23 protein-coding genes are annotated in these 22,415 nt (G+C 69.7%); 6 read left to right on the top strand and 17 right to left on the bottom strand.

What is annotated here, in order from left to right; all coding sequences use genetic code 11:
* Positions 1 to 58: 58 nt before the first annotated feature.
* From PQS31_RS05730 to hutU, 9 genes are all read right to left on the bottom strand, one after another.
* Positions 59 to 1,870 (bottom strand): glycoside hydrolase family 15 protein, encoded by a 1,812-nt coding sequence (locus PQS31_RS05730; RefSeq protein ID WP_272761706.1) that lies wholly within the window; start codon positions 1,868 to 1,870, stop codon positions 59 to 61.
* Positions 1,863 to 2,675 carry an SDR family oxidoreductase gene (locus PQS31_RS05725; RefSeq protein ID WP_272761705.1) on the bottom strand — a complete coding sequence of 271 codons (813 nt, stop codon included), beginning with the start codon at positions 2,673 to 2,675 and terminating at the stop codon, positions 1,863 to 1,865. The genes PQS31_RS05730 and PQS31_RS05725 overlap by 8 nt, the downstream gene beginning before the upstream one ends.
* Before the next feature lie 130 nt (positions 2,676 to 2,805).
* Positions 2,806 to 3,663: an SDR family oxidoreductase gene (locus PQS31_RS05720; protein WP_272761704.1), complete on the bottom strand. Its 858-nt coding sequence runs from the start codon at positions 3,661 to 3,663 to the stop codon at positions 2,806 to 2,808.
* A gap of 4 nt (positions 3,664 to 3,667) precedes the next feature.
* Positions 3,668 to 4,153 carry a helix-turn-helix domain-containing protein gene (locus tag PQS31_RS05715; RefSeq protein ID WP_336314328.1) on the bottom strand — a complete coding sequence of 162 codons (486 nt, stop codon included), beginning with the start codon at positions 4,151 to 4,153 and terminating at the stop codon, positions 3,668 to 3,670.
* A 496-nt stretch (positions 4,154 to 4,649) separates the two neighbouring features.
* Positions 4,650 to 5,009: a YciI family protein gene (locus tag PQS31_RS05710; RefSeq protein ID WP_272761702.1), complete on the bottom strand. Its 360-nt coding sequence runs from the start codon at positions 5,007 to 5,009 to the stop codon at positions 4,650 to 4,652.
* A gap of 137 nt (positions 5,010 to 5,146) precedes the next feature.
* Positions 5,147 to 5,788 carry a hypothetical protein gene (locus PQS31_RS05705; RefSeq protein ID WP_272761701.1) on the bottom strand — a complete coding sequence of 214 codons (642 nt, stop codon included), beginning with the start codon at positions 5,786 to 5,788 and terminating at the stop codon, positions 5,147 to 5,149.
* A 261-nt stretch (positions 5,789 to 6,049) separates the two neighbouring features.
* Positions 6,050 to 6,442, bottom strand: coding sequence for an MAPEG family protein (locus PQS31_RS05700; protein WP_272761700.1), 393 nt, complete (start codon positions 6,440 to 6,442; stop codon positions 6,050 to 6,052).
* Positions 6,443 to 6,982: 540 nt separating this feature from the next.
* Positions 6,983 to 7,666, bottom strand: coding sequence for a DsbA family oxidoreductase (locus PQS31_RS05695; RefSeq protein ID WP_272761699.1), 684 nt, complete (start codon positions 7,664 to 7,666; stop codon positions 6,983 to 6,985).
* On the bottom strand, positions 7,663 to 9,342 hold the full coding sequence (gene hutU / locus PQS31_RS05690) for a urocanate hydratase (RefSeq protein ID WP_272761698.1): 1,680 nt from the start codon (positions 9,340 to 9,342) through the stop codon (positions 7,663 to 7,665). The genes PQS31_RS05695 and hutU overlap by 4 nt, the downstream gene beginning before the upstream one ends.
* Positions 9,343 to 9,450: 108 nt before the next feature.
* Between hutU and PQS31_RS05685 the strand changes: the two genes are divergently transcribed.
* Positions 9,451 to 10,215: a ThuA domain-containing protein gene (locus PQS31_RS05685; protein ID WP_272761697.1), complete on the top strand. Its 765-nt coding sequence runs from the start codon at positions 9,451 to 9,453 to the stop codon at positions 10,213 to 10,215.
* Between the two features lie 100 nt (positions 10,216 to 10,315).
* Complete coding sequence (locus PQS31_RS05680) at positions 10,316 to 10,942, top strand: outer membrane beta-barrel protein (RefSeq protein WP_272761696.1); 627 nt, start codon at positions 10,316 to 10,318, stop codon at positions 10,940 to 10,942.
* Between the two features lie 68 nt (positions 10,943 to 11,010).
* Here the strand turns inward: PQS31_RS05680 and PQS31_RS05675 are convergent, their stop codons facing one another.
* On the bottom strand, positions 11,011 to 11,328 hold the full coding sequence (locus tag PQS31_RS05675; RefSeq protein WP_272761695.1) for a hypothetical protein: 318 nt from the start codon (positions 11,326 to 11,328) through the stop codon (positions 11,011 to 11,013).
* A gap of 208 nt (positions 11,329 to 11,536) precedes the next feature.
* On the opposite strand from PQS31_RS05675, the gene PQS31_RS05670 reads away from it, so the two are divergent.
* The 3 genes from PQS31_RS05670 to PQS31_RS05660 all read left to right on the top strand — a co-directional run bounded on the left by PQS31_RS05670 (position 11,537) and on the right by PQS31_RS05660 (position 14,957).
* The gene (locus PQS31_RS05670) at positions 11,537 to 12,796 is read left to right on the top strand and encodes an ectonucleotide pyrophosphatase/phosphodiesterase (protein ID WP_272761694.1); all 1,260 of its coding nucleotides are present in this window, start codon (positions 11,537 to 11,539) and stop codon (positions 12,794 to 12,796) included.
* Between the two features lie 101 nt (positions 12,797 to 12,897).
* Entirely contained in the window at positions 12,898 to 14,445 is a 1,548-nt protein-coding gene (locus PQS31_RS05665; protein ID WP_272761693.1) for a DNA-3-methyladenine glycosylase 2, read from the top strand.
* The gene (locus tag PQS31_RS05660) at positions 14,442 to 14,957 is read left to right on the top strand and encodes a methylated-DNA--[protein]-cysteine S-methyltransferase (protein ID WP_272761692.1); all 516 of its coding nucleotides are present in this window, start codon (positions 14,442 to 14,444) and stop codon (positions 14,955 to 14,957) included. The genes PQS31_RS05665 and PQS31_RS05660 overlap by 4 nt, the downstream gene beginning before the upstream one ends.
* Positions 14,958 to 14,999: 42 nt before the next feature.
* Here the strand turns inward: PQS31_RS05660 and PQS31_RS05655 are convergent, their stop codons facing one another.
* The 6 genes from PQS31_RS05655 to PQS31_RS05630 all read right to left on the bottom strand — a co-directional run bounded on the left by PQS31_RS05655 (position 15,000) and on the right by PQS31_RS05630 (position 20,474).
* Entirely contained in the window at positions 15,000 to 15,767 is a 768-nt protein-coding gene (locus PQS31_RS05655) for a LytTR family DNA-binding domain-containing protein (RefSeq protein ID WP_272761691.1), read from the bottom strand.
* Positions 15,764 to 17,020 carry a histidine kinase gene (locus PQS31_RS05650; RefSeq protein ID WP_272761690.1) on the bottom strand — a complete coding sequence of 419 codons (1,257 nt, stop codon included), beginning with the start codon at positions 17,018 to 17,020 and terminating at the stop codon, positions 15,764 to 15,766. Before PQS31_RS05650 ends, PQS31_RS05655 begins: the two co-directional genes overlap by 4 nt.
* Entirely contained in the window at positions 17,004 to 17,312 is a 309-nt protein-coding gene (locus PQS31_RS05645; protein ID WP_272761689.1) for a DUF3471 domain-containing protein, read from the bottom strand. Before PQS31_RS05645 ends, PQS31_RS05650 begins: the two co-directional genes overlap by 17 nt.
* A gap of 143 nt (positions 17,313 to 17,455) precedes the next feature.
* Entirely contained in the window at positions 17,456 to 18,652 is a 1,197-nt protein-coding gene (locus PQS31_RS05640) for a serine hydrolase domain-containing protein (RefSeq protein ID WP_272761687.1), read from the bottom strand.
* Positions 18,653 to 18,774: 122 nt separating this feature from the next.
* On the bottom strand, positions 18,775 to 19,227 hold the full coding sequence (locus PQS31_RS05635) for a GNAT family N-acetyltransferase (protein WP_272761685.1): 453 nt from the start codon (positions 19,225 to 19,227) through the stop codon (positions 18,775 to 18,777).
* Positions 19,224 to 20,474 carry a formimidoylglutamate deiminase gene (locus tag PQS31_RS05630; RefSeq protein ID WP_272761684.1) on the bottom strand — a complete coding sequence of 417 codons (1,251 nt, stop codon included), beginning with the start codon at positions 20,472 to 20,474 and terminating at the stop codon, positions 19,224 to 19,226. The genes PQS31_RS05635 and PQS31_RS05630 overlap by 4 nt, the downstream gene beginning before the upstream one ends.
* A gap of 251 nt (positions 20,475 to 20,725) precedes the next feature.
* Between PQS31_RS05630 and hutI the strand changes: the two genes are divergently transcribed.
* Positions 20,726 to 21,946 carry an imidazolonepropionase gene (hutI, locus tag PQS31_RS05625; RefSeq protein ID WP_272761683.1) on the top strand — a complete coding sequence of 407 codons (1,221 nt, stop codon included), beginning with the start codon at positions 20,726 to 20,728 and terminating at the stop codon, positions 21,944 to 21,946.
* Between the two features lie 251 nt (positions 21,947 to 22,197).
* Here hutI and PQS31_RS05620 read toward each other — a convergent pair whose 3' ends face one another.
* A complete protein-coding gene (locus tag PQS31_RS05620; RefSeq protein ID WP_272761682.1) occupies positions 22,198 to 22,392 on the bottom strand; it encodes a 30S ribosomal protein THX in 195 nt (64 codons plus the stop codon).
* Positions 22,393 to 22,415 lie beyond the last annotated feature (23 nt).

Raw genomic sequence — 22,415 nt, 5'->3', positions numbered from 1 at the left:
GCGCGACGTCCCGCCCGCGGCATGCGGTGTCACCCGTGCGGCGTCCCTTCCCGGGACATCACGGCTGCCACAAGGTGCGCCGTGACGGGTCGAGTTGCCGGTCGAGATAGAACGCCGCACTGATGAAGGCCAGATGGGTCAGCGCCTGCGGAAAGTTGCCGAGCGGCAGGCCGCGCACGTCCACCTCCTCGGCGAACAGCCCGAGCGGATTGGCATAGGCGACGCCCTTGGCGAGCACCATGTGCGCATCCGCCAGACGGCCCGCGCGGGCCAGACATTCCGCGTACCAGAACGTGCAGGTGGTGAACGCGCCCTCCTCGCCCTCGAGACCATCCCGGCCGCGGTAGCGGTACACCAGGCCGTCGTCACAGAGCTGCTCGCCGATGGCGTCGAGCGTCTGCAGCCACACCGGATCGGTCGACGACACGAAGCGCACCAGCGGCATCATCAGCAGCGATGCATCGAGTTCGGTACCGCCACGTGTCTGCACGAAGTAGCCGTGTTCCGGGTGGCGGAAGTGGGTCCAGACGTCGTCGACGATGGCATCGCGCGCTTCGGCCCAGGCCACGATCGGCGCCGGGAGCGAGCGCTTCTTGGCGAGCCGCAGGGCCCGGTCGATCGCCACCCAGCACATCACCCGCGAGTGGAGGAAGTGCTGCGGTTCGGAGCGCATCTCCCAGATCCCCGCATCCGGCGACTGCCAATGCCCGATCACGTGCTCGACGATGCCGCAGACGTGCTGCCAGCCCACGCGTGGAATGGCATTGCCGTACTTGTTGGACAGATACACGCTGTCGAGCAGCTCGCCGTAGATGTCGAGCTGACGCTGGGCCTTGGCCGCATTGCCGATCCGCACCGGACGGCTGTCGGCATAGCCGGCGAGATGCGGCAGTTCGCATTCGTCGTCCATCACCGAACCGTCGAGGGCATACATGATGCGCAGCGGGTTCTCGCCGTCGCACGCCACCACGCGCTGGCCGACCCAGCGGTTGAAGTGCTCGGCTTCCTCGATGAAACCCAGTCGCATGAACGCGTAGACGGTGAACGAGGCGTCGCGGATCCACGTGGCGCGGTAATCCCAGTTGCGCTCGCCGCCTTCCGTTTCGGGCAGCGAGAACGTCGCCGCGGCGGCGATCGAGCCATGCCGGGCCGATGTGAGCAGCTTCAGGACCAGCGCCGAACGCAGCACCTGCTCGCGCCAGCGGCCGGTGTAGGTGGACCGGGCCTGCCACGCGCGCCACGCCTGCGCGGTCGCGTCGATCTGGAGATCCACCGCGGCCGCGTCGGGCGGGGGCAGCGCGTCGTCGCCGAGTACGAACCACGCGGTCTCGCCCTTGCCCAGGGTGAAGCGCGCCTCGGCGGCGGCGTCGCCGGCATCGAGCGGCGCGCTGGCGTAGAGGCGCATCGCCAGCAACCGCCCGGCAAAGCGGACGCCGCCGTCGACGGCCGCCACCTCCGGTGTGTCGCGCGCGTAGTCGAACCGCGGCGCGCACCGCGCGCGGAACGTCACGCGGCCGCTGGTCACCGTGACCTTGCGGATCAGACTGCGTGCGTCACAGCCCGAGCGCTGGCGGGCCTCCGGATGCGGCATCAGATCGACGACCTCGGCGCTGCCGTCGAGCGCGATCCAGCGCGTCACCAGCACGTTGGTGTCGGGCACGTAGAGCTGGAGATGCCGCGGCGCGGCCAGCTCGGGCGTGATCGTGAACGCGCCGCCCTGCTCATCATCGAGCAGGTTCGCGAACACCGACGGGCTGTCGAGCGCCGGCCAGCACAGGTAATCGATGGTGCCGTCGCGGGCCACCAGCGCGGCGGTTTCCAGATCGCCGATGACGCCGTGATCGCCGATGGTCCTCAGCGCGTCAACCATTGTCGCGGAACTCCGGATACAGCGACATGCCGCCGTCGACGAACAGCGTGGTGCCGGTCACGTAGTCGGCATCGTCCGAGGCCAGCCACACCGCCGCGCGGGCCACGTCCTCGGGCTCGCCGATGCGGCCGTAGGGGATGAGCTTCAGCAGCTTCTTCAGCGCCTCGTCGCTGCCCCAGGCCTCCTCGTTGATCGGCGTGCGGATGGCACCCGGCGCGATCGCATTGACCCGGATGCCGTCGGCGGCGAGCTCCTGCGCCAGCGACCGGGTGAGCATGCGCACGCCGCCCTTGGCCGATGCGTAGTTGACGTGTCCGGCCCATGGCACGAGCTCGTGCACCGAACTCATCGTGATGATGACGCCGGCGCTGCGCGCGGGGCGGCCCGCCTTCGGCTGCGCGCGGAAGCGTCGAACCGCCTCGCGCGCGCACAGGAACTGGCCGGTCAGGTTGATGTCGATGACCGTCTTCCAGTCGTCCAGGGTCATGTCGGCAATGGCGGCATCCTTCTGCACGCCGGAATTGGCGACGAGCAGATCGATGCGCCCGAAGGCATCGCCGACCGCCTCGAACAGCCGCGCCACGTCGCCTTCCTTCGAGACGTCGGCCTGCACCGCGATCGCGCGACCGCCGCGCTGCTCGATGCGCTGTACGAGCGCCTCCGCCGGTTCGGCCTGGGAGTGGTAGTTCACCGCGACGGCGGCGCCCGCATGCGCGAGCGCATCGGCCACGGCGAGTCCGATGCCGGAGCTCGCTCCGGTCACCAGGGCGGCATGCTGCTTGAGGGGGAGAGGCTTGACGTCCACGAACAGGTCTCCGGTGAAGCATGGGGGATGTGCGACGGCCGGCGCCCGCGCGACGGGCCGGGGCCGCGACGGCACAGTGGCGATGCGGGCCTGACGACGGTGCGAAAATGGCGCGTGGCGCCGTCGGCGATCAGCTGCTCAGCGCCTGGCGGTGATCACGGACGAAGTCGTCGAAGGAATGCGGCGGCGCGCCGGTGAGCCGCTCCACTTCGAACGTCGGGTCGATGTCGTGATGGCCGGCCACCACGTCGGCGAACTGCACCGTCAGGCCCTTGGCCATCCACGGCGAGTTTCCGACGGCGCGCATCAGCACGCGGAACATCGGCGTGGGCAGGTCGAGGTAACGCACCTTGCGGCCCAGGCCCTTCGACAGGCGCGCGGTCGCCGTCCTGGTATCGAAGGTTTCCGGGCCGGTGAGAAAGTACGTGGCACCGGCGTGTCCGTCCTGGGTCAACACCGCCGCGGCCACGCGCGCGATGTCGCGTGTATCGATCCACGACACGCTGCCCTTGCCCGCCGCCAACGGAAAGACGCCCTTGGCGATGGGGTCCTTGAACCAGAGAAAGTTCTGCATGTACGCCGTGGGCTTGAGAATCGTCCAGGCGACGCCCGACGCGCGCAGGTGGTGATCGATCAGCGCATGGGATTTCGCCCACGGCACCGGCGAGCGCACATTGCAGTCCGACGCCGACACCTTGACGATCCGCGCGATCCCGGCGGCCTTCGCCGCGTCGATCGCGGCGGTCTCCTGATGCACCTGATCGGGCGTGGGCGGCGTGATCAGGAACATCGTGTCGCAGCCCTGCATGGCCGGGGGCAGCGTCTCGGGCCTGTCGAAATCACCGAGGACGGCATCGAAGCCCGCCTTCTCCAGCTCGCTTACCTGTTCCTGCTTGCGGCACATCGCGCGGAACGGTGCGTCGGCTTCGCGCAGCTGCCTGCACAGTTCCTTGCCGATACCGCCCGTAGCCCCTGAAACCAGAATCATCGCGTTACTCCTTTTCGACGTGGGGAAGGGTCGAGCCGGGCGGATGGCCCAGCCACTCTGAAATGACGGCGTTCATCGCCTCGAGGGTGCGGATGGCCGCGCGGATGCGCTTGACGCCGAGCCGCTCGGCGATCGCGTCATCCAGCGGCGCCACGACGCGTTCGGCGCCGGTTACGGCGTCGAGTCCGGCAGGTGTGAGCACGACGAGTTTGGCGCGGCGGTGGTGCGGGTTGGGCTGGAATTCGACCAGCCCGCGCTCGGCCAGCACATCGACGATGCGCTGCACCGCCTGGCGTGTGAGGCCCATGTTGCGCGCGATCGACGCCGCGGGCAGGGGCGTCCCGGCATACCGAAGTGCCGCCAGCACCTGCCACCAGGCACTGGTGAGGCCCAGGTGCGCGACCAGCTCGTTACCGGCGCCAACCAGCCGGCCATTGGTGGCGAACACGGCCAGCGCCAGTTCGCGCACGGGCACATCCTCGGTCTGCATTCGACAGCCTCCTTTCAAGTTGACAGGATGCTGTCAACATCCAGGTAAGCTGCGCGTGATCCATTTGTTGTCACGTTGTCGGGTGATCACGGCGCGCCCGAGCGTGTCGTCGCGGCGCGTCGCCGCCAGCCGCGTGTCCGGATACGACGGGCGCCGCCGGAGGAGGCACCCGCTTTGGGCATCGGTCGCCATGCCCTTGGGGGCAGCAGGCTCGGTGTGCAGCCGACTTCACAGTTCGAGGGCGAGGGCCGACCGGTGCTTCGATCTCCGACGGTGGACAGTCTTCACGCGGCACCAGGCCGGACGAGCTCCGCGGCACGTCAATGCGTGATGCCGGGCGACCTGCGATCGCCCGGCGCAGTCCCGGCTGCCGGAGCCGGCACGCATCTTCGCGTCGACGCGCGCCGCCGCGACACGCTGCACACAAGCGCACGCGGAGCGCTGCGCCCGGCACCCGACGGCGCCGAAGCAACGCGCGCTCCGGCGCACCACTCCATCAGACGAAATCGGAGGCCTCGTACAACGGCCGGATCTCGATCTCGCTCGGTCCCGGCATCGGATTCGGGCAGCGCTTCACCCAGGCCACCGCCTCGTCCATGTCCTCGACCTCCCAGAGCCAGAAGCCGGCCACGAGCTCCTTGGTCTCAGCGAACGGCCCGTCGACGACGGTGCGATCCGTGCCCGAAAACCGCACGCGCCTGCCCTGCGACGAGGTCTTCAGCCCGTCGCCGGCCTTGAGGATGCCGGCCTCGACCAGCGCCTCGTTGTATTTGCCCATGGCGTCGAGCAGCTCGGGCTTGGGTAGAGTCCCTGCCTCGCTGTCTTCGGTCGCCTTCACCAGGACCATCACGCGCATCGTCGTCTCCTCGTGGCGGCGAATCGGTGCCGCCTTGTGCTGGTACGACGATCCACGCGGGGGCAGATCGACATTCGGCTGCATCACCCACCGACCTGATCATTCAGCAGCTGAACCTGAAATCGCGACCTACGGCCCTAATCCTCAAAGCGCTTTGGGCATGGGATCCAGCGCATCCACTGCGGCTGCCATTTGAGGTTTAGCCAGCCAAGCAACGGATACAGGAACAGCCCGAAGAGGATGTACGCGTCCGGGGGTGAGAGGAGCTTGCATACGTCTGTATCGCACTCAAAGAAGCGCTCGTCACGTCGAACGGAGTAATCCACCTGCGGTGCGATCAGGGCAAACACAGTGACGTAGCCGAGCGGGATTGCAGCTTGGAGAAAGATATTGAAGTATCTTCGCGCGTGCACGCCCGACTCCCCAAGCGGCGTACGCATGTACACATAGACATCGTACGCACACCGAATCACTGCAATTACAGCAAGAGCGGCGTAGAGGTCGTGACCCAGAAAATTAAAGAAGGCCACGAGCAGAATTACAAAGAAAAATATTGCGAGAAGCGCATCAAACACGTTGTTTGCAAAATCAAATTTCGTGTACACGTAGAGAACGATAGCAGCACCGATCGAATCCAGTATGAGCACAGTAGCGAGGCCGACCTTCAGGTCATAGCTCACGCCGCCCGGGTAGATCAGTACGCATGCAAAAGCCGCGGCCATAGACCACAACCAGATGACATCGGAAGGCCCCGAGCGATTTTTACTGAGTAGTGGCATTGGACACTTTGGTAGCCTCGAAAAAAACCTGACCTCGAGTTGAGCCGCACCGATCCTGGCTCGGACATGCACAACCAGCCAACGATTCCAGATAAAAATTAATAATCTGGTTAGTTAACCTGGAACCGCCATCTCCATCTAGCACCCAAGCTCAGCGTAGAGCGTAAACACCGGCGCCAGCCGGCGTTTACGCTGAAACGCGCAGTTGGGCTGGGGTGGAAGTGAATCCAAAGTACGCACCACGACCCCCAAGCGACCGGCCTAAAGCGTCGCCGCGCTGTAGGCGGCATGGAAAAGAACGCACCAAAGTCCCAGCACGGCGAGGAAGTTGACCGTGAACACCATGTCCCTGAGGCGGACGTTGCCGATGAAGATCTGCACGCCGCTGTGCAGAAGCCTGCCGATGATGAAGGCCCATGCAAGCACCAAGACGGTTGGGCTGAACTGAAGCTCGAGGTGCAGCAACAACAGGCAAGCCGCATGGAAGAAGAGCGGCCACTCGAACTGGTTGGCAAGATTGGCGCTGATGCGAGGCTCGAACGATCCCAGCGGATTGCTGCCTTCAGGCTTGCGGCCAACTCCCCAGACCACAGGCGCACGGGCAACGGTGAGCGCGGCATACAAGAATGCCGCAAGTGCGACATGCACTGCCATAGGGAGAATCAGTATTAGCGATGCTCCCAGACTCAATGGCCTAGTACCTGAGTTGAGCCGAACCGCGAAGCGGTTTCGGGTTGAATGAATCGTGAGGTGCCATTCTGCAACTTGGGGTCAAGCTCATCAACGCACCTCGAGAAGGATGAGCGAAGGCATGCCGTAGAAAAGCAGAACTCAAACTGTCCTGTCACTGGATCTTCTACGATCTCAAGCGAAACGACCATTATCCGCATGAGCGCCATGGAGGCCGCGCGCCGTGCACGGATCATCTTAGACGCCCCTGCGGCTGTCAACGCTGCAAACCCTACCGGAAACAGTCACTTGCTTACTCCTGCAAACGGCAGAGCCTCTCTCTGCACCCAGCGCATAACTGCACGGCGAATTCCTCGAAATGTGCGATATGCAAATTTTCTGACAGGCGGAAAAAATGCGCTTCGGGCAGCCTGCAAGCTGCACCGAGCCATGCGCCACGCGCGACCCGCGGCGTGACCTGATCCGCCAGCCAGACGAAAGCCCGAACCTTCGACGCCGGTGCGCCTATTCGGCGCCAGCCCCTGTTCCTCCTGCTTTGCCCGCCAGAATCTCCCTGAGCGCCCGCTCGAACACCTCCACCGGCTGCCCACCCGAGATCAGGTGCTTCTGGTCGATGATCACCGCCGGCACACTGTTGATGCCGCTGCGGATGAAGAACTGTTCCTCGGCGCGGACCACGTCGGCGTATTCGTCGGACGCCAGGATCGCGGCGGCGCGCTCGGCATCCAGCCCCACGCCCGCGGCGATGCGAACCAGCGTCGCATGATCGCTGACGTTCTCGCCGTCGCCGTGATACGCCTGCAGCAGGGCGAGCTTGAGGTTGAATTGCAGGCCTTCGATGCCGGCCCAGTGCAGCAGGCGGTGCGCGTCGAAGGTGTTCCAGGTGCGATGACGCTCGCCGAAGGCGAAGCCGACCTCGGCGCCGCGGGCCTGGAGGTTGGCGCGGGCGGCGGTCAGTTGCTCGGGCGACAGGCCGTACTTGCGCGTCAGGTGCTCGGCGATGTCTTCGCCGTCCGGCGCCATCTGCGGGTTCAGTTCGAAGGGGCGTACGTGGAATTCGACATCCACGTTCGCGGGCAGGCGCGCGAGTGCCTGATCGAGGGCGGTCAGGCCGATGGCGCACCAGGGGCAGACGATGTCGGAGACGAAATCGATGCGCAGCGGCACGCGGTCGGTGGCGGCGTTCATGCCTGCACCATCGGCAGCTTGAGGCCCTGTTCGCGGGCGCAGTCCTTCGCGATGTCGTAACCGGCATCGGCATGGCGCATGACGCCGGTGCCGGGGTCGTTCCACAGCACGCGGGCGATGCGCGTGTCGGCTTCTGCCGTGCCGTCGCAGACGATGACCACGCCCGAGTGCTGCGAGTAGCCCATACCGACGCCGCCGCCGTGATGCAGGCTCACCCAGGTGGCGCCGCCGGCGACGTTGAGCATGGCGTTGAGCAGCGGCCAGTCGCTGACGGCGTCACTGCCGTCGGCCATGGCTTCGGTCTCGCGGTTCGGGGAGGCGACGGAGCCGGAATCGAGATGGTCGCGGCCGATCACGATCGGCGCCTTCAGTTCGCCGTTGCGCACCATCTCGTTGAAGGCGAGGCCCAGCTTGTCGCGCAGGCCGAGGCCTACCCAGCAGATGCGCGCGGGCAGGCCCTGGAAGGCGATGCGCTCGCCGGCCATGTCGAGCCAGCGATGCAGGTGCGGGTCATCCGGGATGAGTTCCTTGACCTTGGCGTCGGTTTTCGCGATGTCCTCGGGATCGCCGCTGAGTGCGACCCAGCGGAACGGGCCGATGCCGCGGCAGAACAGCGGGCGCACATAGGCCGGCACGAAGCCGGGGAAATCGAAGGCGTTGGCGCAGCCTTCGTCCTTGGCCATCTGGCGGATGTTGTTGCCGTAGTCGACGGTGGGAATGCCGGCCGCATGGAAGGCCAGCATCGCTTCGACATGCACGCGCATGGATTGCTTGGCGGCGTCGCGCACCTTCTCCGGATTGGCCGACTGCTCGGCGATCCACTGCTCGACGGTCCAGCCGATCGGCAGATAGCCGTGCACGGGATCGTGCGCACTGGTCTGGTCGGTCACGCAATCCGGGCGCACGCCGCGCTTTACCAGCTCCGGCAGCACCTCGGCCGCGTTGCCCAGCAGCGCGATGGATTTGGCTTCGCCGGCCTGCGTGTACTTTTCGATGCGCGCGAGCGCGTCGTCGAGATCGGTGGCCTGCTCGTCGACGTAGCGCGTCTTGATGCGGAAATCGATGCGGCTCTGCTGGCATTCGATGGTCAGGCTGCAGGCACCGGCGAGGCTCGCGGCCAGCGGCTGCGCGCCGCCCATGCCGCCCAGCCCGGCGGTGAGAATCCACTTGCCGGTGAGATCGCCGCCGTAATGCTGGCGGCCCATCTCGACGAAGGTTTCAAAGGTGCCCTGCACGATGCCCTGGCTGCCGATGTAGATCCAACTGCCTGCGGTCATCTGGCCGTACATCGCCAGGCCCTTGCGGTCGAGTTCGTGGAAGTGCTCCCACGTGGCCCAGTGCGGCACGAGATTGGAGTTGGCGATCAGCACACGCGGCGCGTCGGCGTGCGTGCGGAACACGCCGACCGGCTTGCCGGACTGCACCAGCAGGGTTTCGTCGTCGCCGAGGGTCTTGAGCGATTCGATGATCGCGTCGTAACAGGCCCAGTCGCGCACGGCGCGGCCGATGCCGCCGTAGACGACGAGATCTTCCGGGCGCTCGGCCACCTCGGGGTCGAGATTGTTCATCAGCATGCGCAGCGGCGCTTCGGTGAGCCACGAGCGGCAGCTGAGGTCGGTGCCGCGCGGGGCGCGGATGACGCGCGAGGGGTCGTGGCGCGAAGCGGTGTCGGACATGGCGGTGCATTCCTGCAATGACGATGCGGCGATTATCGCACCGCGGTGCATCGCGGCCTGCCGCGCTGCGGCGTGAGCGCCGGCCTGCGCTGCGCCTAAGCTACGGGCATGACTTCTCCACGTTTCGCTCTCGGCGCCGCCCTGCTGACCGGCCTCGCCGCCTGCGCCTCCACAGCCCCGCACACGCCCCGCGGCGCCGCCAGCGACGCCACGCCCGGGCGCGTGCTGGTGTTCACGCACACGGCCGGCTTCCGCCACGATTCGATTCCGGTGACGGTCGAGACGCTGGAGGCGCTGGGCCGCGGCACCGGCCTCGAGGTGGACGCCACCGAAGATCCCGCGATGTTCGACGACGCCACGTTGTCACGCTATGTCGCCGTGGTGTTCGCACACACCACGCGCGAGGTGCTGGCGCGTCCGCAGCAGGCCGCGTTCGAACGCTATGTGGCGGCCGGCGGCGGCTTCATGGGCGTGCACGCCGCGGCCGACAGCGGCTACACCTGGCCCTGGTACGGCGAGCTGGTGGGCGCGTGGTTCGCACGGCATCCGGAAGGGCTGCAGTCGGTACGCGTGGTGTTCGAAGATGGTGCCGGCCCTGATGGACGGCAGGATTGGCATGTCACCGACGAGGTCTACGACTACCGGCGCAATCCGCGGCCGCACGTGCGCGTGACCGCCTCGATCGATCCCGCCTCGCATCCCGATGGCGGCATGGGCGACGACCATCCCATCGCCTGGTGTCACCGCAATGCCGGCGGCCGTGCCTGGTACACCGGCCTCGGCCACGACGCCGCGCTGTATGCCGATCCGGTGTTCCGCGCGCAGTTGCTGCGCGGCCTGCGCTACGTGAGCGGACAGTCCGACGCCTGCTGATGACGCGGCGCGCAGCCGCGGGCTAGACTCCGCGCCCCGCGGGACGCGGGGACCGCACCGGTCGCGACGGCCGCAGCGGTTTCATCAGCAAGGGGACAACATGATCAAGTGTGGACGCGTGGCGCTGATCGCCATCGCAGGTGTTCTGGCCGTGCCGTGCGCGCAGGCCCAAGGCGGCTTCTTCGTCGGCGCGCAGGCCGGCCGGGCAACGCTGTCGGACACCGGTTTCAGGGACGACAGCAGCAGCACGCAGTCGATCGGCGCGGGCTACCGCTGGCAGGCCGGCGCATCGCCGGTGCTGATCGGCGTGGAAGCAGGCTACGGCCGGCTGGGCGAGATCGGCGAAAGCTACGCGCTCTCGGGCTATGCGGAGCGCCGCGAGTTCGAGGCCGACTACGGCTACGTGGGCGCGAACGCGCGGTTCCAGTTCGGCGCCGACAGCCGCTGGTTCGCGATCGCGCGGCTCGGCTACATGGGCTACGACCAGGAGTTCCGCTACCGCTACGAAGCACCGGGCCTGAGCGAAGAGGGCCGCTTCAGCGACGACGGCGGTGGTGCGTACTTCGGCCTCGGCCTGGGTGTGGACGTGACCCGCAGCTTCAACGTCAACGCGATGGTCAACGGCTATGCGTACTCGTCGATCTATCGCGACGGCAACCGTTATCGCTTCGACGACGACGTGAGCACCGCGCGCACCGTGACCCTGGGCGCCGAACTGCGGTTCTGATCCGCAGGCCACAAAAAAGGGAGTGCGCCTGCGGGCGCACTCCCTCGTGGTGCAGCGCAGACGTCGGCTCAGAACACCGACGGGTCGAGCCGGCGCAGCGCATCCTTGATGTCGGCCGAACCGGTGCGCTCGATGTCCTCACGGGTGTAGACGCGGCCGCCGCCGTTGACGCACTCCTGCTCGGCGCGGCGCGAGCGCGCATTGGCGTTCGCGGTGATGCGGGAGCCGGTTTCGCGGATACAGAACCGGTCCGAAGGACTGGCCCGCTGGCCGCGGTCGCGTCGGGCTTCCTCCTCTTCTTCCTGCTGCTGCGCATGGGCGACGTGCGACACCGTCCCGAGGGCGAGGCCGGCGCACATCGCGGCAATCCACCATTTGCTGTTCATCGCGCATCTCCGCATGTGGCAATCGAGTGCATGCACGATACGCCCGGCCGGGTGGGCTGTGGTCTGGATTGGCTGAACGTTCAGGCCGCGTCGCATTGAACGGGGCTCGCAGGACGCGCCTTCGCACAGACGCGCGCACTCCGGGCGGGGCCCGCCGCGCACCGCCCACCGAACACGAAGCGTCATGCAGCGCCGGTATCATGTGCACATGTCCGAACTGCTCCGTGCGCGCGTAGCCGCGCTGCTCTCCGTGCTGTGGTTGTGCGCCTGCAGCAGCGCCCCGCTCGCCGACCGGCCGGCGCCCGTATCCGACGACGCGCCGACGCTGCTGCTGGTCTCGCTCGACGGCGTGCGCCCCGACGCGCTGGGCCGCGGCGATACGCCGACACTGGACGCACTGGCCCGCGACGGCGTGCAGGCGTGGATGCGGCCGTCGTATCCGTCGTTGACCTTCCCCAACCACTACACGCTGGTGACCGGCCTGCGCCCCGATCGCCACGGTCTGATCCACAACGCCATGCACGACGAGACGCTGGGCGAGTTCCGGCTGTCCGACCGCGAGGCCGTGGGCAACGGCGAGTGGTACGCCGACGGCGAGCCGCTGTGGGTCACGGCCGAACGGGCCGGACTGGCGACCGCCACGCTGTCGTGGCCGGGCAGCGAGGCCGCGGTGCGCGGCGTGCGGCCGACGCGCTGGTTCGCCTTCGATTACAGCCGGCCGATCGACGTCCGGGTGGACACCGTGCTCGGGTGGATCGACGAGCCGCCGGCGACACGCCCGCGCCTGGCGACGCTGTACTTCGAGCATCCCGACAAGGCGGGTCACGACTACGGCCCGAGTTCGCCGGAATACCGCGAGGCGCTGCGCCTGGTGGACCGCGCGCTGGCCCGGCTGGTCGCGGGACTGCATGAGCGTGGCGCCTCGGACCGGGTGAACCTGGTGGTGGTGTCCGACCACGGCATGACCGACGTGCCCGAAGGCCAGGTGATCGCGGTGGAGTCGATGGCGTCGCCGGACGAGGCGCGCATCGTCTCCACCGGCCAGGTGATCGGCCTGGTGCCGAACCCGGGGTATGAAACACGTGTGGCCGCGCGGCTGCTCGGGGCGCACGCGCACTACGACTGCTGGCGGCGCGAGGCGCTGCCGCCGCGCTGGCACTTCGGCACCCATCCGCGCGTGCCGCCGATCGTCTGCCAGATGCATCCGGGCTGGGATGCGATTCCCGGAGAGGCCATCGCACGCCGGCCGGCGCGCACCCGCGGCTCGCACGGCTACGATCCCGACCTGCCCGAGATGCGCGCGATGTTCATCGCCCACGGCCCGGCCTTCCGGCAGGGGCTCACGCTGGACGGCTTCGACAACGTCGACGTCTATCCGCTGCTGACGCATCTGCTCGGCGTCACTCCGGCCGATCACGACGGCGATCCGGACACACTGCGCCCGGCGCTGCGCGACACCGCGCCCTGAGACCCGCGGCGAACACGGGCGCAGGTCGACCGCGCCGCGGCACCGGCATCGATGTCCGAATCCGGCCAGTCAGGCGCGGGGCCCGGTGCTAGCCTGCGGGCATGTCGTCTCCGAGCGCCCTGCCCGACGCCGCCACCTGCGAACAGGCCCGCCTGAGCCGCGACGCGCGGTTCGACGGCCTGTTCTTCACCGCGGTGCGCACCACCGGCATCTATTGCCGGCCCGTGTGTCCCGCGCCTGCGCCCAAGGCGCGGAACGTCGTCTACTACCCGAATGCCGCAGCGGCCGAGGCCGCGGGCTTCCGTCCCTGCCTGCGCTGCCGGCCGGAGCTCGCGCCCGGCGACGGCCACCGCCACCGCGGTGACGACATCGTGGCCCGCGCGCTGGCCCTGATCGACCAGGGCGCACTGAACGACGCGCCGCTGTCGGCACTCGCCGCGCGTCTGCATCTGGGCGAGCGCCAGCTGCGGCGCCTGTTCGTCGAGCGACTGGGCGCGGCGCCGGTGGGTGTGCACGGCACGCGACGCCTGCTGTTCGCCAAGCAGCTGCTCACCGAGACCGCGTTGCCGATCACCGAGGTCGCCCTGGCGGCCGGCTTCAACAGCGTGCGCCGCTTCAATGCCGTGTTCCAGGACGCCTACCGCCTGCCGCCGCGCGATCTGCGCAAGGCCCCGCGCGCCGCGACGGGCGATGCGCTGACGCTGCGGCTCGCCTACCGTCCGCCCTACGACCTGCCGGCGATGCTCGATTTCCTGCGCGGGCGTGCGCTGCCGGGGATCGAGATCGTCGACGCCACGCACTACACCCGCGTGATCGGCACCGCCGACACGCCCGCCTGGTTGCGCGTGGGCGCCTGGCCGGCAGCGCGCGGCGAGCCGGCGCCGGAGGCGCTGCGCCTCGATCTGCACGGCTGCACGCCCACGCAGTTGCAGGACACGGTGCGGCGCGTGCGCCGGATGTTCGATCTGGATGCCGACCCCGCACCGATCGCCGCGCATCTCGCGCGCGATCCACGCCTGGCGCCGCTGGTGCGCGCACGCCCCGGCCTGCGCCTGCCCAGCGGCTGGGACGGTTTCGAGATCGCGGTGCGTGCGGTCATCGGCCAGCAGGTCAGCGTCGCGGCCGCGCGCACGCTCACCGCGCGGCTGTCGCAGCGCTTCGGCGCGGCGCTGCCGGAGGCGTTCGCCGCGCAGGGCTTCGCGCATCTGTTTCCGACGCCGGCGGTACTGGTGGATGCGGACCTCGACGGCCTCGGCCTGATCGGCAGCCGGATCGCCACGATCCGCGGCATCGCGGCGGCGCTGCTCGAGGGCCGGGTGGATTTCGATCGCGCATGCACGCTCGACGACCACGTCGCCCGCTGGGTGGCGCTTCCGGGCATCGGCCCGTGGACCGCGCAGTACATCGCCTTGCGCGCGCTCGGTCATCCCGACGCGTTTCCCGCCGAGGATCTTGTGCTGCAGAAGATGCTGCCGACGGACGGCACGCGCATGACCGCCATGGCCCTGCGTGCCCACGCCGAGGCGTGGCGGCCATGGCGCGGCTATGCGGTTTTTCATCTGTGGCGCGAGGCGGCTGCATCGACGCCCGCGCGCACCGCGACACCGGCGCGCCAGCGCGCCCGTTCCATCCGGAAGCCATCGCCATGAGCCACGCCACCCCGCACGTGTTCACCCGCGCCGTCGCAAGCCCCGTCGGTCCGCTGTTTCTCGCCGCGTCCGATGCCGGCCTGCACGCCGTGGAATTCGCCCGGCATCGCCACCCCGTGTCGCGCGGCGACCACTGGCGCCAGGGCGCGCATGCGGTGCTCGACGCGACGGAGCAGCAGCTCGCCGAGTATTTCGCGGGCACGCGCCGCACGTTCGACCTGCCGCTCGCCGCGCGCGGCACGCCGTTCCAGGGCGAGGTGTGGGCCGCACTCACGCGGATTCCTTACGGCGCGACGGCGAGCTACGTCGATCTGGCGCGCATGATCGGCCGGCCTGGCGCGAGCCGCGCGGTCGGCGCCGCCAACGGACGCAATCCCCTGTCGATCGTGGTGCCCTGCCACCGCGTCATCGGCGCAGGCGGCGCACTGACCGGCTTCGGCGGCGGCCTGCCGACAAAGCAGTTCCTGCTGACGCTCGAAGGCGCGTGGCCGCGCGGCGATCGCCTGCTGTAGGCGGTGCGGGCGCGCGTGCCGCCGGTGCGCTGCACCCCGGCCTCACATGCCGCGGAAGCGGTGCACGAACGCCGCGCTCACCGGCAGTGTTTCGCGATGCCCGCGCAGCTCGATGCGGCTCCTGCCGAGTTCGTCACGCCGCACGCGGGCGATCGTCGACACGCGCACCACGGTGCCGCGATGCACCTGCCAGAACACGTCGGGATCGAGGCCCGCCAGCAGCTCCTTGAGCGGCGTGCGGATCAGCGCCTCGCCCTCGGCCGTCACCACGCGCACGTACTTGTCCTGCGCCTGGAAGAACAGCACCTCGTCGATGCCGATCATGCGCACGTGATCGCCGACGCCGGCGCTGATCCAGCGGATCAGACGGTCGCCCGCAGGACGCAGCCGGGCTTCCAGCTCGTCCACGCGCGCCTGCAGATCGTCCGCCGGCGGCTGCGCCAGCCGCGCCTGCAGCCGCGCCACGGCCATCCGCAGCCGGGCTTCGGTCACCGGCTTGAGCAGGTAGTCGACGGCGCCGGCGTCGAAGGCGCGGATGGCGTATTCGTCATAAGCGGTGGTGAACACCACCAGCCCGCCGCCGGCCGCGACGGCGCGTGCGACGTCGAGTCCGCCCACGCCGGGCATGCGGATATCGAGAAAGGCGACGCGCGGACGGTGTTCGGCGGCGGCCTGCAGTGCGGCGATGCCGTCCTCGCACGCCGCGACGAGCTCCAGCTCCGGCCATGCGGCGTCGAGCATGTCCAGCAGGGCCGCACGCTGGGGCGCCTCGTCCTCGGCGATCAGCGCGGTGATCGACACGCCGCTCATGGACGTGCGTCCAGCGGCGTGCGGATCTCGGCCTGGGCGCCGCCACCCGGTGCGCCGCTCAGGCGCAGCGACGCGCGCGGCCCGAAGCGGACGGCGAGCTGCTCGCGCACGTTGGCCAGACCCATGCCGCCGCCGACACCCGGGGACAGGCCGGCGCCGTCGTCGACCACACGCACGCGCAGCGCGTCGTCGGCCGTCCACGCGCGAATGGCGATCCGGCCTGCGCCCGGCCTGGGTTCGATGCCGTGCTTGACCGCGTTTTCCACCAGCGTGATCAGCAGCAACGGCGGATACGCCAGACCGCGCAGCGCGTCGTCGGCCTCGACGGTGTATTGCAGGCGGTCGCCGGTGCGCAGGCGCATGACCTCGAGATAACGCGCGCACAGATCGAGCTGTTCGCCGAGCGTGGAGGCCAGCCGCGCCTGATCGTCGCGCAACCGCGGGATCGTGCTGCGCAGGTAGTCCACCAGCGCGTCGAGCATCGCCTCGGCACGGCCTGCGTCCTGGCGCACCAGCGCGCGTACCGAGGCCAGGGTGTTGAACAGGAAGTGCGGCTCGACCTGCGCCTGCAGGGCGCCCAGGCGCAGCTCGGACTCGTGCTGGCGCGACTGCGCCGCCGCCAGTTCGCGGCGATGACGGCTTTCGGCCAGACGCCGCTGTTCGCTGAAGTAGGCCCGCACGGCGGCGCCGCCGCCCAGCAGCCCGTAGATCAGCAACGCCGTCATCAGCTTGACCACGAAGCCGAGCTGCTGGATCACCGGCTGCGCGGTCTGCTGCTCGAGGCTGTCGCGATCGATCAGGCCGTACCCCATCTCCGAGACCAGAAAGGCGTTGATGTGCGCGCTCGCCCAGCTGTCGACGCCATAGGCCACCGCGATGCCCGCACACAGCGCCAGCACCACGAGGACCCGCTCGACGCGCGCGGCCAGGCCGAGATGACGGGTCAGAGTGGCGAGACCCGGCCCGGCCGTGGTCATCATCAGAAACCCGACGAAGGTATAGGCGCTCGCACCGAGCGCGCCGCGCAGGGTGACCGGCGCCATCAGCGTGCCCAGCAGCGTGAGGATGGCGAAGATCAGGATCAGGCTGCCGAACAGCAGGGTGCGCCCGGCCAGCCACGGCGCGCTGAACACCGGATAGCGACGGTAGCGTGTCCACAGGAAGTCACCGCCGACCACGACGTCGTCCGGCAACGGGCGACGCAGCGACAGCGGGCCGGTGTGCAGCCCCGGCCCCTCAACCACGGCTGCCACGCTGCACCCGCCCGCCCTGATGCAGCTCCAGGGCGCGCACCGCGCCGTCGGGCCCGCGCTCGAACTGCAGCTCGATGCCGAACGCCGCCGCGCCGAAGCGATCGCGGCCGATCGCCTCGAGCAGGAACGCGCTCTGTCCCGTCGCCTGTGCGCGCAGCCGTCCGTCGGCGGCATCGATCGTCAGCACGAAGCCGGGCATCAGTGTGTACACGCCCGCATACGCTGCGAGTTGGTCGGCCGAGAGCGCCGGCGGCGACGGCGTGGCCGCGTCGACCCGCGTCGCCGCGAGCACGGCGCCGCCCTGGTGCCAGGCGAACGCGTAGCGGCCGTCGGCCGCGCGACGGGGTGACAGCAGCGCGTCGAACTGCAGCGGGTAGAAATCACCTGCATCGTCGTAGCCGAGCTCGAACGTCGGCTGGCCGTCCGGGCGGATTGTCAGCGTATCGCCCGCGCGCAGAGTTCGACCCGCATGTCCGCTCCGAGGCGCCAGGTGCCGACCAGGCCGTCGAGCACGGCGTCCGGCGGCGTGGTCGCGCGCCGCGGTGCGCCGATCGGCACGGCGGGATCGAGCAGATGCATGCCCAGACTGCCGAGCCCACCGAGCGCGGTGAGCGCGGTATCCGACAGCACCACCACGCCACGCTCGCGACCGGGATCGAAGCCGACCAGAGCCGAGAAGCCGCCCGTGCCGCCCTCGTGCATCAGCACCTCGCGTCCGTTGACCGGCACCCGCATCCAGTGCATCGCCATCGGCGGCTGCTCGGAGACCGGCTGCTGGGTGAGCTTCAGCGCGGCCACTGTCGCCGTGGCCGCACTCCCGGGCACGTCGCCGAGCTGCGCCTGGACGTAGCGCACCATGTCGTCGAGGGTCGCGCGTACACCGCCGACCCCGGCCAGCGCGTCGGGAAAGGTCCAGGCCGGTGTGACCTGACCGCCGGGCACGTGGCCCGGCGCGGCACGCACGCCCGCGGGTGGCTGCGCGATGTAGGCCCCCTGCATGGCGAGCGGCGTGAATACCCGCGCATCGAGCGCGGCTTCGAACGGCTGGCCCGCGCGCCGCGCGACGGCGTAGGACAACAGCATCGAGGCGAAGTTCGAGTACTCGAAGCGGCTGCCCGGTGCCTGCGCCAGGGTGACGTCGCCGAGTGACGCCAGCAGCGCACCGTCGTCCAGCGCCGCATAGGGATTCGCCGGGTCCGCGCCCTGCATGCGCGTGGGCAATGCCGGCAGGCCGGAGGTGTGGGTGACGATATGACGCAGGCGGATCGGCTGGCCCTGGTACTCGGGCACGGCCGTGCCTTCGGGCAGGTAGGCCGACAGCGGATCGTCGAGCGATGCGCGGCCCTCCGCGATCAGGCCCGCCAGCAGCGCGGCGGTCATGGTCTTGGACACCGAACCGATCTCGAACGCGCTGTCGGCACCGATGCGCGGCGGCGCGCCGGCGTTCGCGCAGCGATAGCTGCGGGCCACATGGGACCCGTCGATCACCGCGACCGCGAAACACGCGCCGGTGCGATCACCGGCCAGACGCCGATCGACGATCTGCGCCAGCGCGGCGTCGGTGAGCGGTGCGGCCACCGCGGACGCACAGGCCGACAGGGCGATGGCGAGACTCAATGCGGACTTCAACATGGCGGACTCCTTGCGTGACGATGGTGCCATGCTGCAACCGCTTCGCCGCCCGCGCCGGACGATGCGACGAACCCCTGCTCCGCTGCGACGAACGCGCGCTCGCCGCGACGGAAGCCGCCTGCTCAGGCCGGACGGCGCAGGCGCAGCACGTCCACCGCCACCCCGTTGTAGACGGCGCGGCCGCGCTCGCCGTGCACGAAGCCCGCACGCCGGTACAGAGCCAGTGCCGCGGCATTCGAGGCCACGACGTCCAGCTCGACCGCCCCCGCCATGCCGGCGAGCATGTGCCTCAGCAGCGCCGCGCCGATCCCGGCGCCGCGCGCGGCGGGATCGACGAACAGCATCGTGATCCGGCCCGTCGTGCGCGCGCCGAAGCCGAGCACGCACGCCGCGCAGGCCACGAAGATCTCCGACGCATCGAGCGTGGCGAGACGCGCGCGGTCCTGCGGCAGCGGGACCAGCGCCGGCACGACCGGTTCGTGGGCCAGTTCGTCGAGCTTGGCGCGGGCATAGATCGCGACGAGCGCCGCGCGATCGGCCGGTTGCGCCGGACGGATGCGCAGCGCGTCGCTCACGACGCGGCGAGCAACCGGTGCATCGCCGCGGCATAGCCGCGCGCCGCGTCGGCGTGCAGCGGGTGACGTCCGTCGCGGACACGCGTCTGGCCGGCCACGCGCACCTCGCGGACCAGCGGCCGGTTGCCGGCGAAGATCCAGCGGTCGAGCACGTCGTGCTCGGTGGCGCCGGCGAGCAGCGCGGCGTCGGCGTCGAGGACCACGTGGTCGTCGCGCATGTCGAACCCTGTCGACGCGGCGGCGCTGCGCACGACGCCTTCGACCAGGGTGCGGCCCACGCTGGGCGTGTCACGAGCGACGGCGATGTTGCGCCGACGCGTGACCAGACGCTGGCCGTATTCGAGCCAGCGCAGTTCTTCGACAGGCGAGATCGAGACGTGGGAGTCGGACCCGATGCCCCAGGCGCCGCCGGCGTCGAGATACGCGCGCAGCGGAAACAGGCCGTCGCCGAGATTGGCTTCGGTGGTCGGGCAGATCGCGACCGTCGCCCCACTCTGCGCGATGCCCGCGATCTCCGATGCGTCGAGATGCGTGGCATGGACCAGCGTCCAGCGCGCATCGACCTGCGCGTGGTCCAGCAGCCAGGCGACCGGCCGCGCGCCGCGTATCGCGACGCATTCCTCGACCTCGGCGATCTGTTCGGCGATGTGCACGTGCACGCGGGCATCGGCCGGCAGCGCGGCGAGCACGGCCTGCATCGCGTCCTCGGCCACCGCACGCAGGCTGTGCAGGGCGCAGCCGACACGCAGGCCGGGGTGCTGCCGCGCGTGCAGATCCGTGAACAGGCGCAGATAGGCATCGACGTCGTGGCCGAAACGCCGCTGATGCGCGCCCAGCGCGCGCCCGTCGAAGCCGCCGCGCATGTACAGCACCGGCAACAGGGCCAGACGGATGCCGGTGGCGTCCGCCGCCTCGATCAGCGCATCGGACATCGCGCTGGCCGGCGCATACGGCGTACCGTCGGGGGCGTGGTGGATGTAGTGGAATTCGCAGACCGTGGTGTAACCGGCTTCGAGCATCTCGACGTAGAGCTGCGTGGCCACGGCGCGCAGCGTGTCGGGATCGAAGCGGCCCGCCATGCGGTACATGGTCTCGCGCCAGGTCCAGAACGAATCCGCCGGATCGGTCTGCACTTCGGCCAGCCCGGCCATCGTCCGCTGGAAGGCGTGCGAATGCAGGTTGGCGATACCGGGCAGGTGCCAGCCGGCGGGCGTGCGCCGGACATGGACCGCGGGAACGTCGTGCATCGGGCCGGCTCCAGAAAAACGTGTGCGGTAGGCTAGCCGTTCTGACCGCCGGGAACATCCGATGAGCCCAAGTTCGATCGCGATACTGTGTGCACTGGTGGCCGTAATCGGCGGCCTGGTTGCGATCTTCGCCAGCCGCGCGTCGACGCGCACGCGCCGCTCCGCGGCGGCATGCGCCGTGACCGGAGGCGATGCGACGTCGGCGCGCCACGACGGCCACGATGCGGGCGGCAGCGATGGCGGGGGTGGCGGTGGCGACTGAGGCCTGGGATGGCCTGCTGCTGGGGGCCACGCTGGTCACGCTCGCCGACGCGTCGGGCTACGGCCTGATCGAAGACGGCGCACTCGGCTGGCGCGACGGCGTGATCGTCCACGTCGGTACGCGCGGCGCCCTGCCGGATGCACCGGCGCGGCTGGCGGCCGAGGTGATCGAGACGGGCGGCTGCGTGACGCCGGGCCTGATCGACTGCCACACGCACCTGGTGTTCGCCGGCAATCGCGCCGGCGAATTCGAGCAGCGCCTGCAGGGCGCGAGCTACGAGGACATCGCACGCAGCGGCGGCGGCATCGTCTCGACCGTGCGCGCGGTGCGCGACGCCGACGAGGACGCGCTGCTGGCGCAGTCCCTGCCCCGCGCACGCGCGCTGATCGCCGACGGCGCGACGACGCTGGAGATCAAGTCCGGCTACGGCCTGGATCTGGACAGCGAACGCAAGATGCTGCGTGTCGCGCGTCGTCTCGGCGGGATGCTCGGAATCACCGTGCGCACCACCTTCCTCGGTGCGCACGCGCTGCCGCCGGAGTTCGCGGACCGGCCGGATGCCTACATCGACGCCGTCTGCGCCTGGTTGCCGCAGTTGCATGCCGAGGGCCTGGTGGACGCGGTCGATGCCTTCGCCGAGCGCATCGCGTTCAGCGCCGCGCAGACCCGGCGGGTGTTCGAGATCGCCCGTTCACTGGGCCTGCCGGTCAAGCTGCACGCCGACCAGCTCAGCGATGGCGAAGGCGCCGCGCTGGTGGCCGAGTTCGGCGGGCTGTCGGCCGACCATGTCGAGTACACCTCGGACGCAGGCGTGGCCGCGATGGCCGCAGCAGGCACGGTGGCGGTGCTGCTGCCCGGCGCCTTCCACGTGCTGCGCGAGACGCGCCTGCCGCCGCTGGATGCGTTCCGCGCCGCCGGGGTGCCGATGGCCGTGGCGACCGACTGCAATCCGGGCACCGCGCCACTGCTGTCGCTGCGCCAGGGGATGCAGCTGGCGTGCACGCATTTCCGCCTCGCGCCGGAAGAGGCCCTTCGCGGCGCCACCGTGCACGCCGCACGTGCACTCGGACTGGACGACCGTGGCCGGCTGGCGGTGGGCCAGCGCGCGGACTTCGCCTGCTGGCGCATCGACCAGCCGGCCGAGCTCGGATACTGGCTCGGCGGTGCGTTGCTGGCCATGTCCTATGCCGGTGGGCGCCGCCTGGTCTGAGCCGGCGCCAGGCACCCGCACGGCGCGCGGGGATGCGCTGCAGGTGGCCCGGGCCGGGCGCTGCGCGTGCGGACCGCGCCCTGTCCCGACGGCGGCGTCGGCCCTCGACGTCGCGGCGCCTCCGGACGTCTCCAGCGAAGCGCCGGCGCCGCGCGGCCGGGCCGATGCAACACTCGCGCACCGGGTCGCATCTCCAGATACGCGAAAGCCCCGCGCGTGCGGGGCTTTCGACGGTGCAACGCGAGGCCGGATTACTCGGCCTTCGGCGCCGCCTTCTTTGCAACGGCCTTCTTGGCCGGCGCCTTGGCAACGGTCTTGGTCGCGGCCTTCTTCACGACCGGTGCGGTCGCGGTGCCGGCGGCCTTGACGACGCCCTTCGAACGGGAATTGCCGTAGCTCGCGTTGTAACGCTTGCCCTTGAGGGTCTTGCGGTCGCCCTTGCCCATTGTCTGCTCCTGATGTGCTGCGA

Origin of the sequence: Luteimonas sp. BLCC-B24 (assembly GCF_028550595.1) — a bacterium.
Classification (GTDB): domain Bacteria; phylum Pseudomonadota; class Gammaproteobacteria; order Xanthomonadales; family Xanthomonadaceae; genus Luteimonas.
The sequence above is the reverse complement of the archived record's forward strand: the minus strand, read 5'-3'. Positions and strand labels throughout refer to the sequence as shown.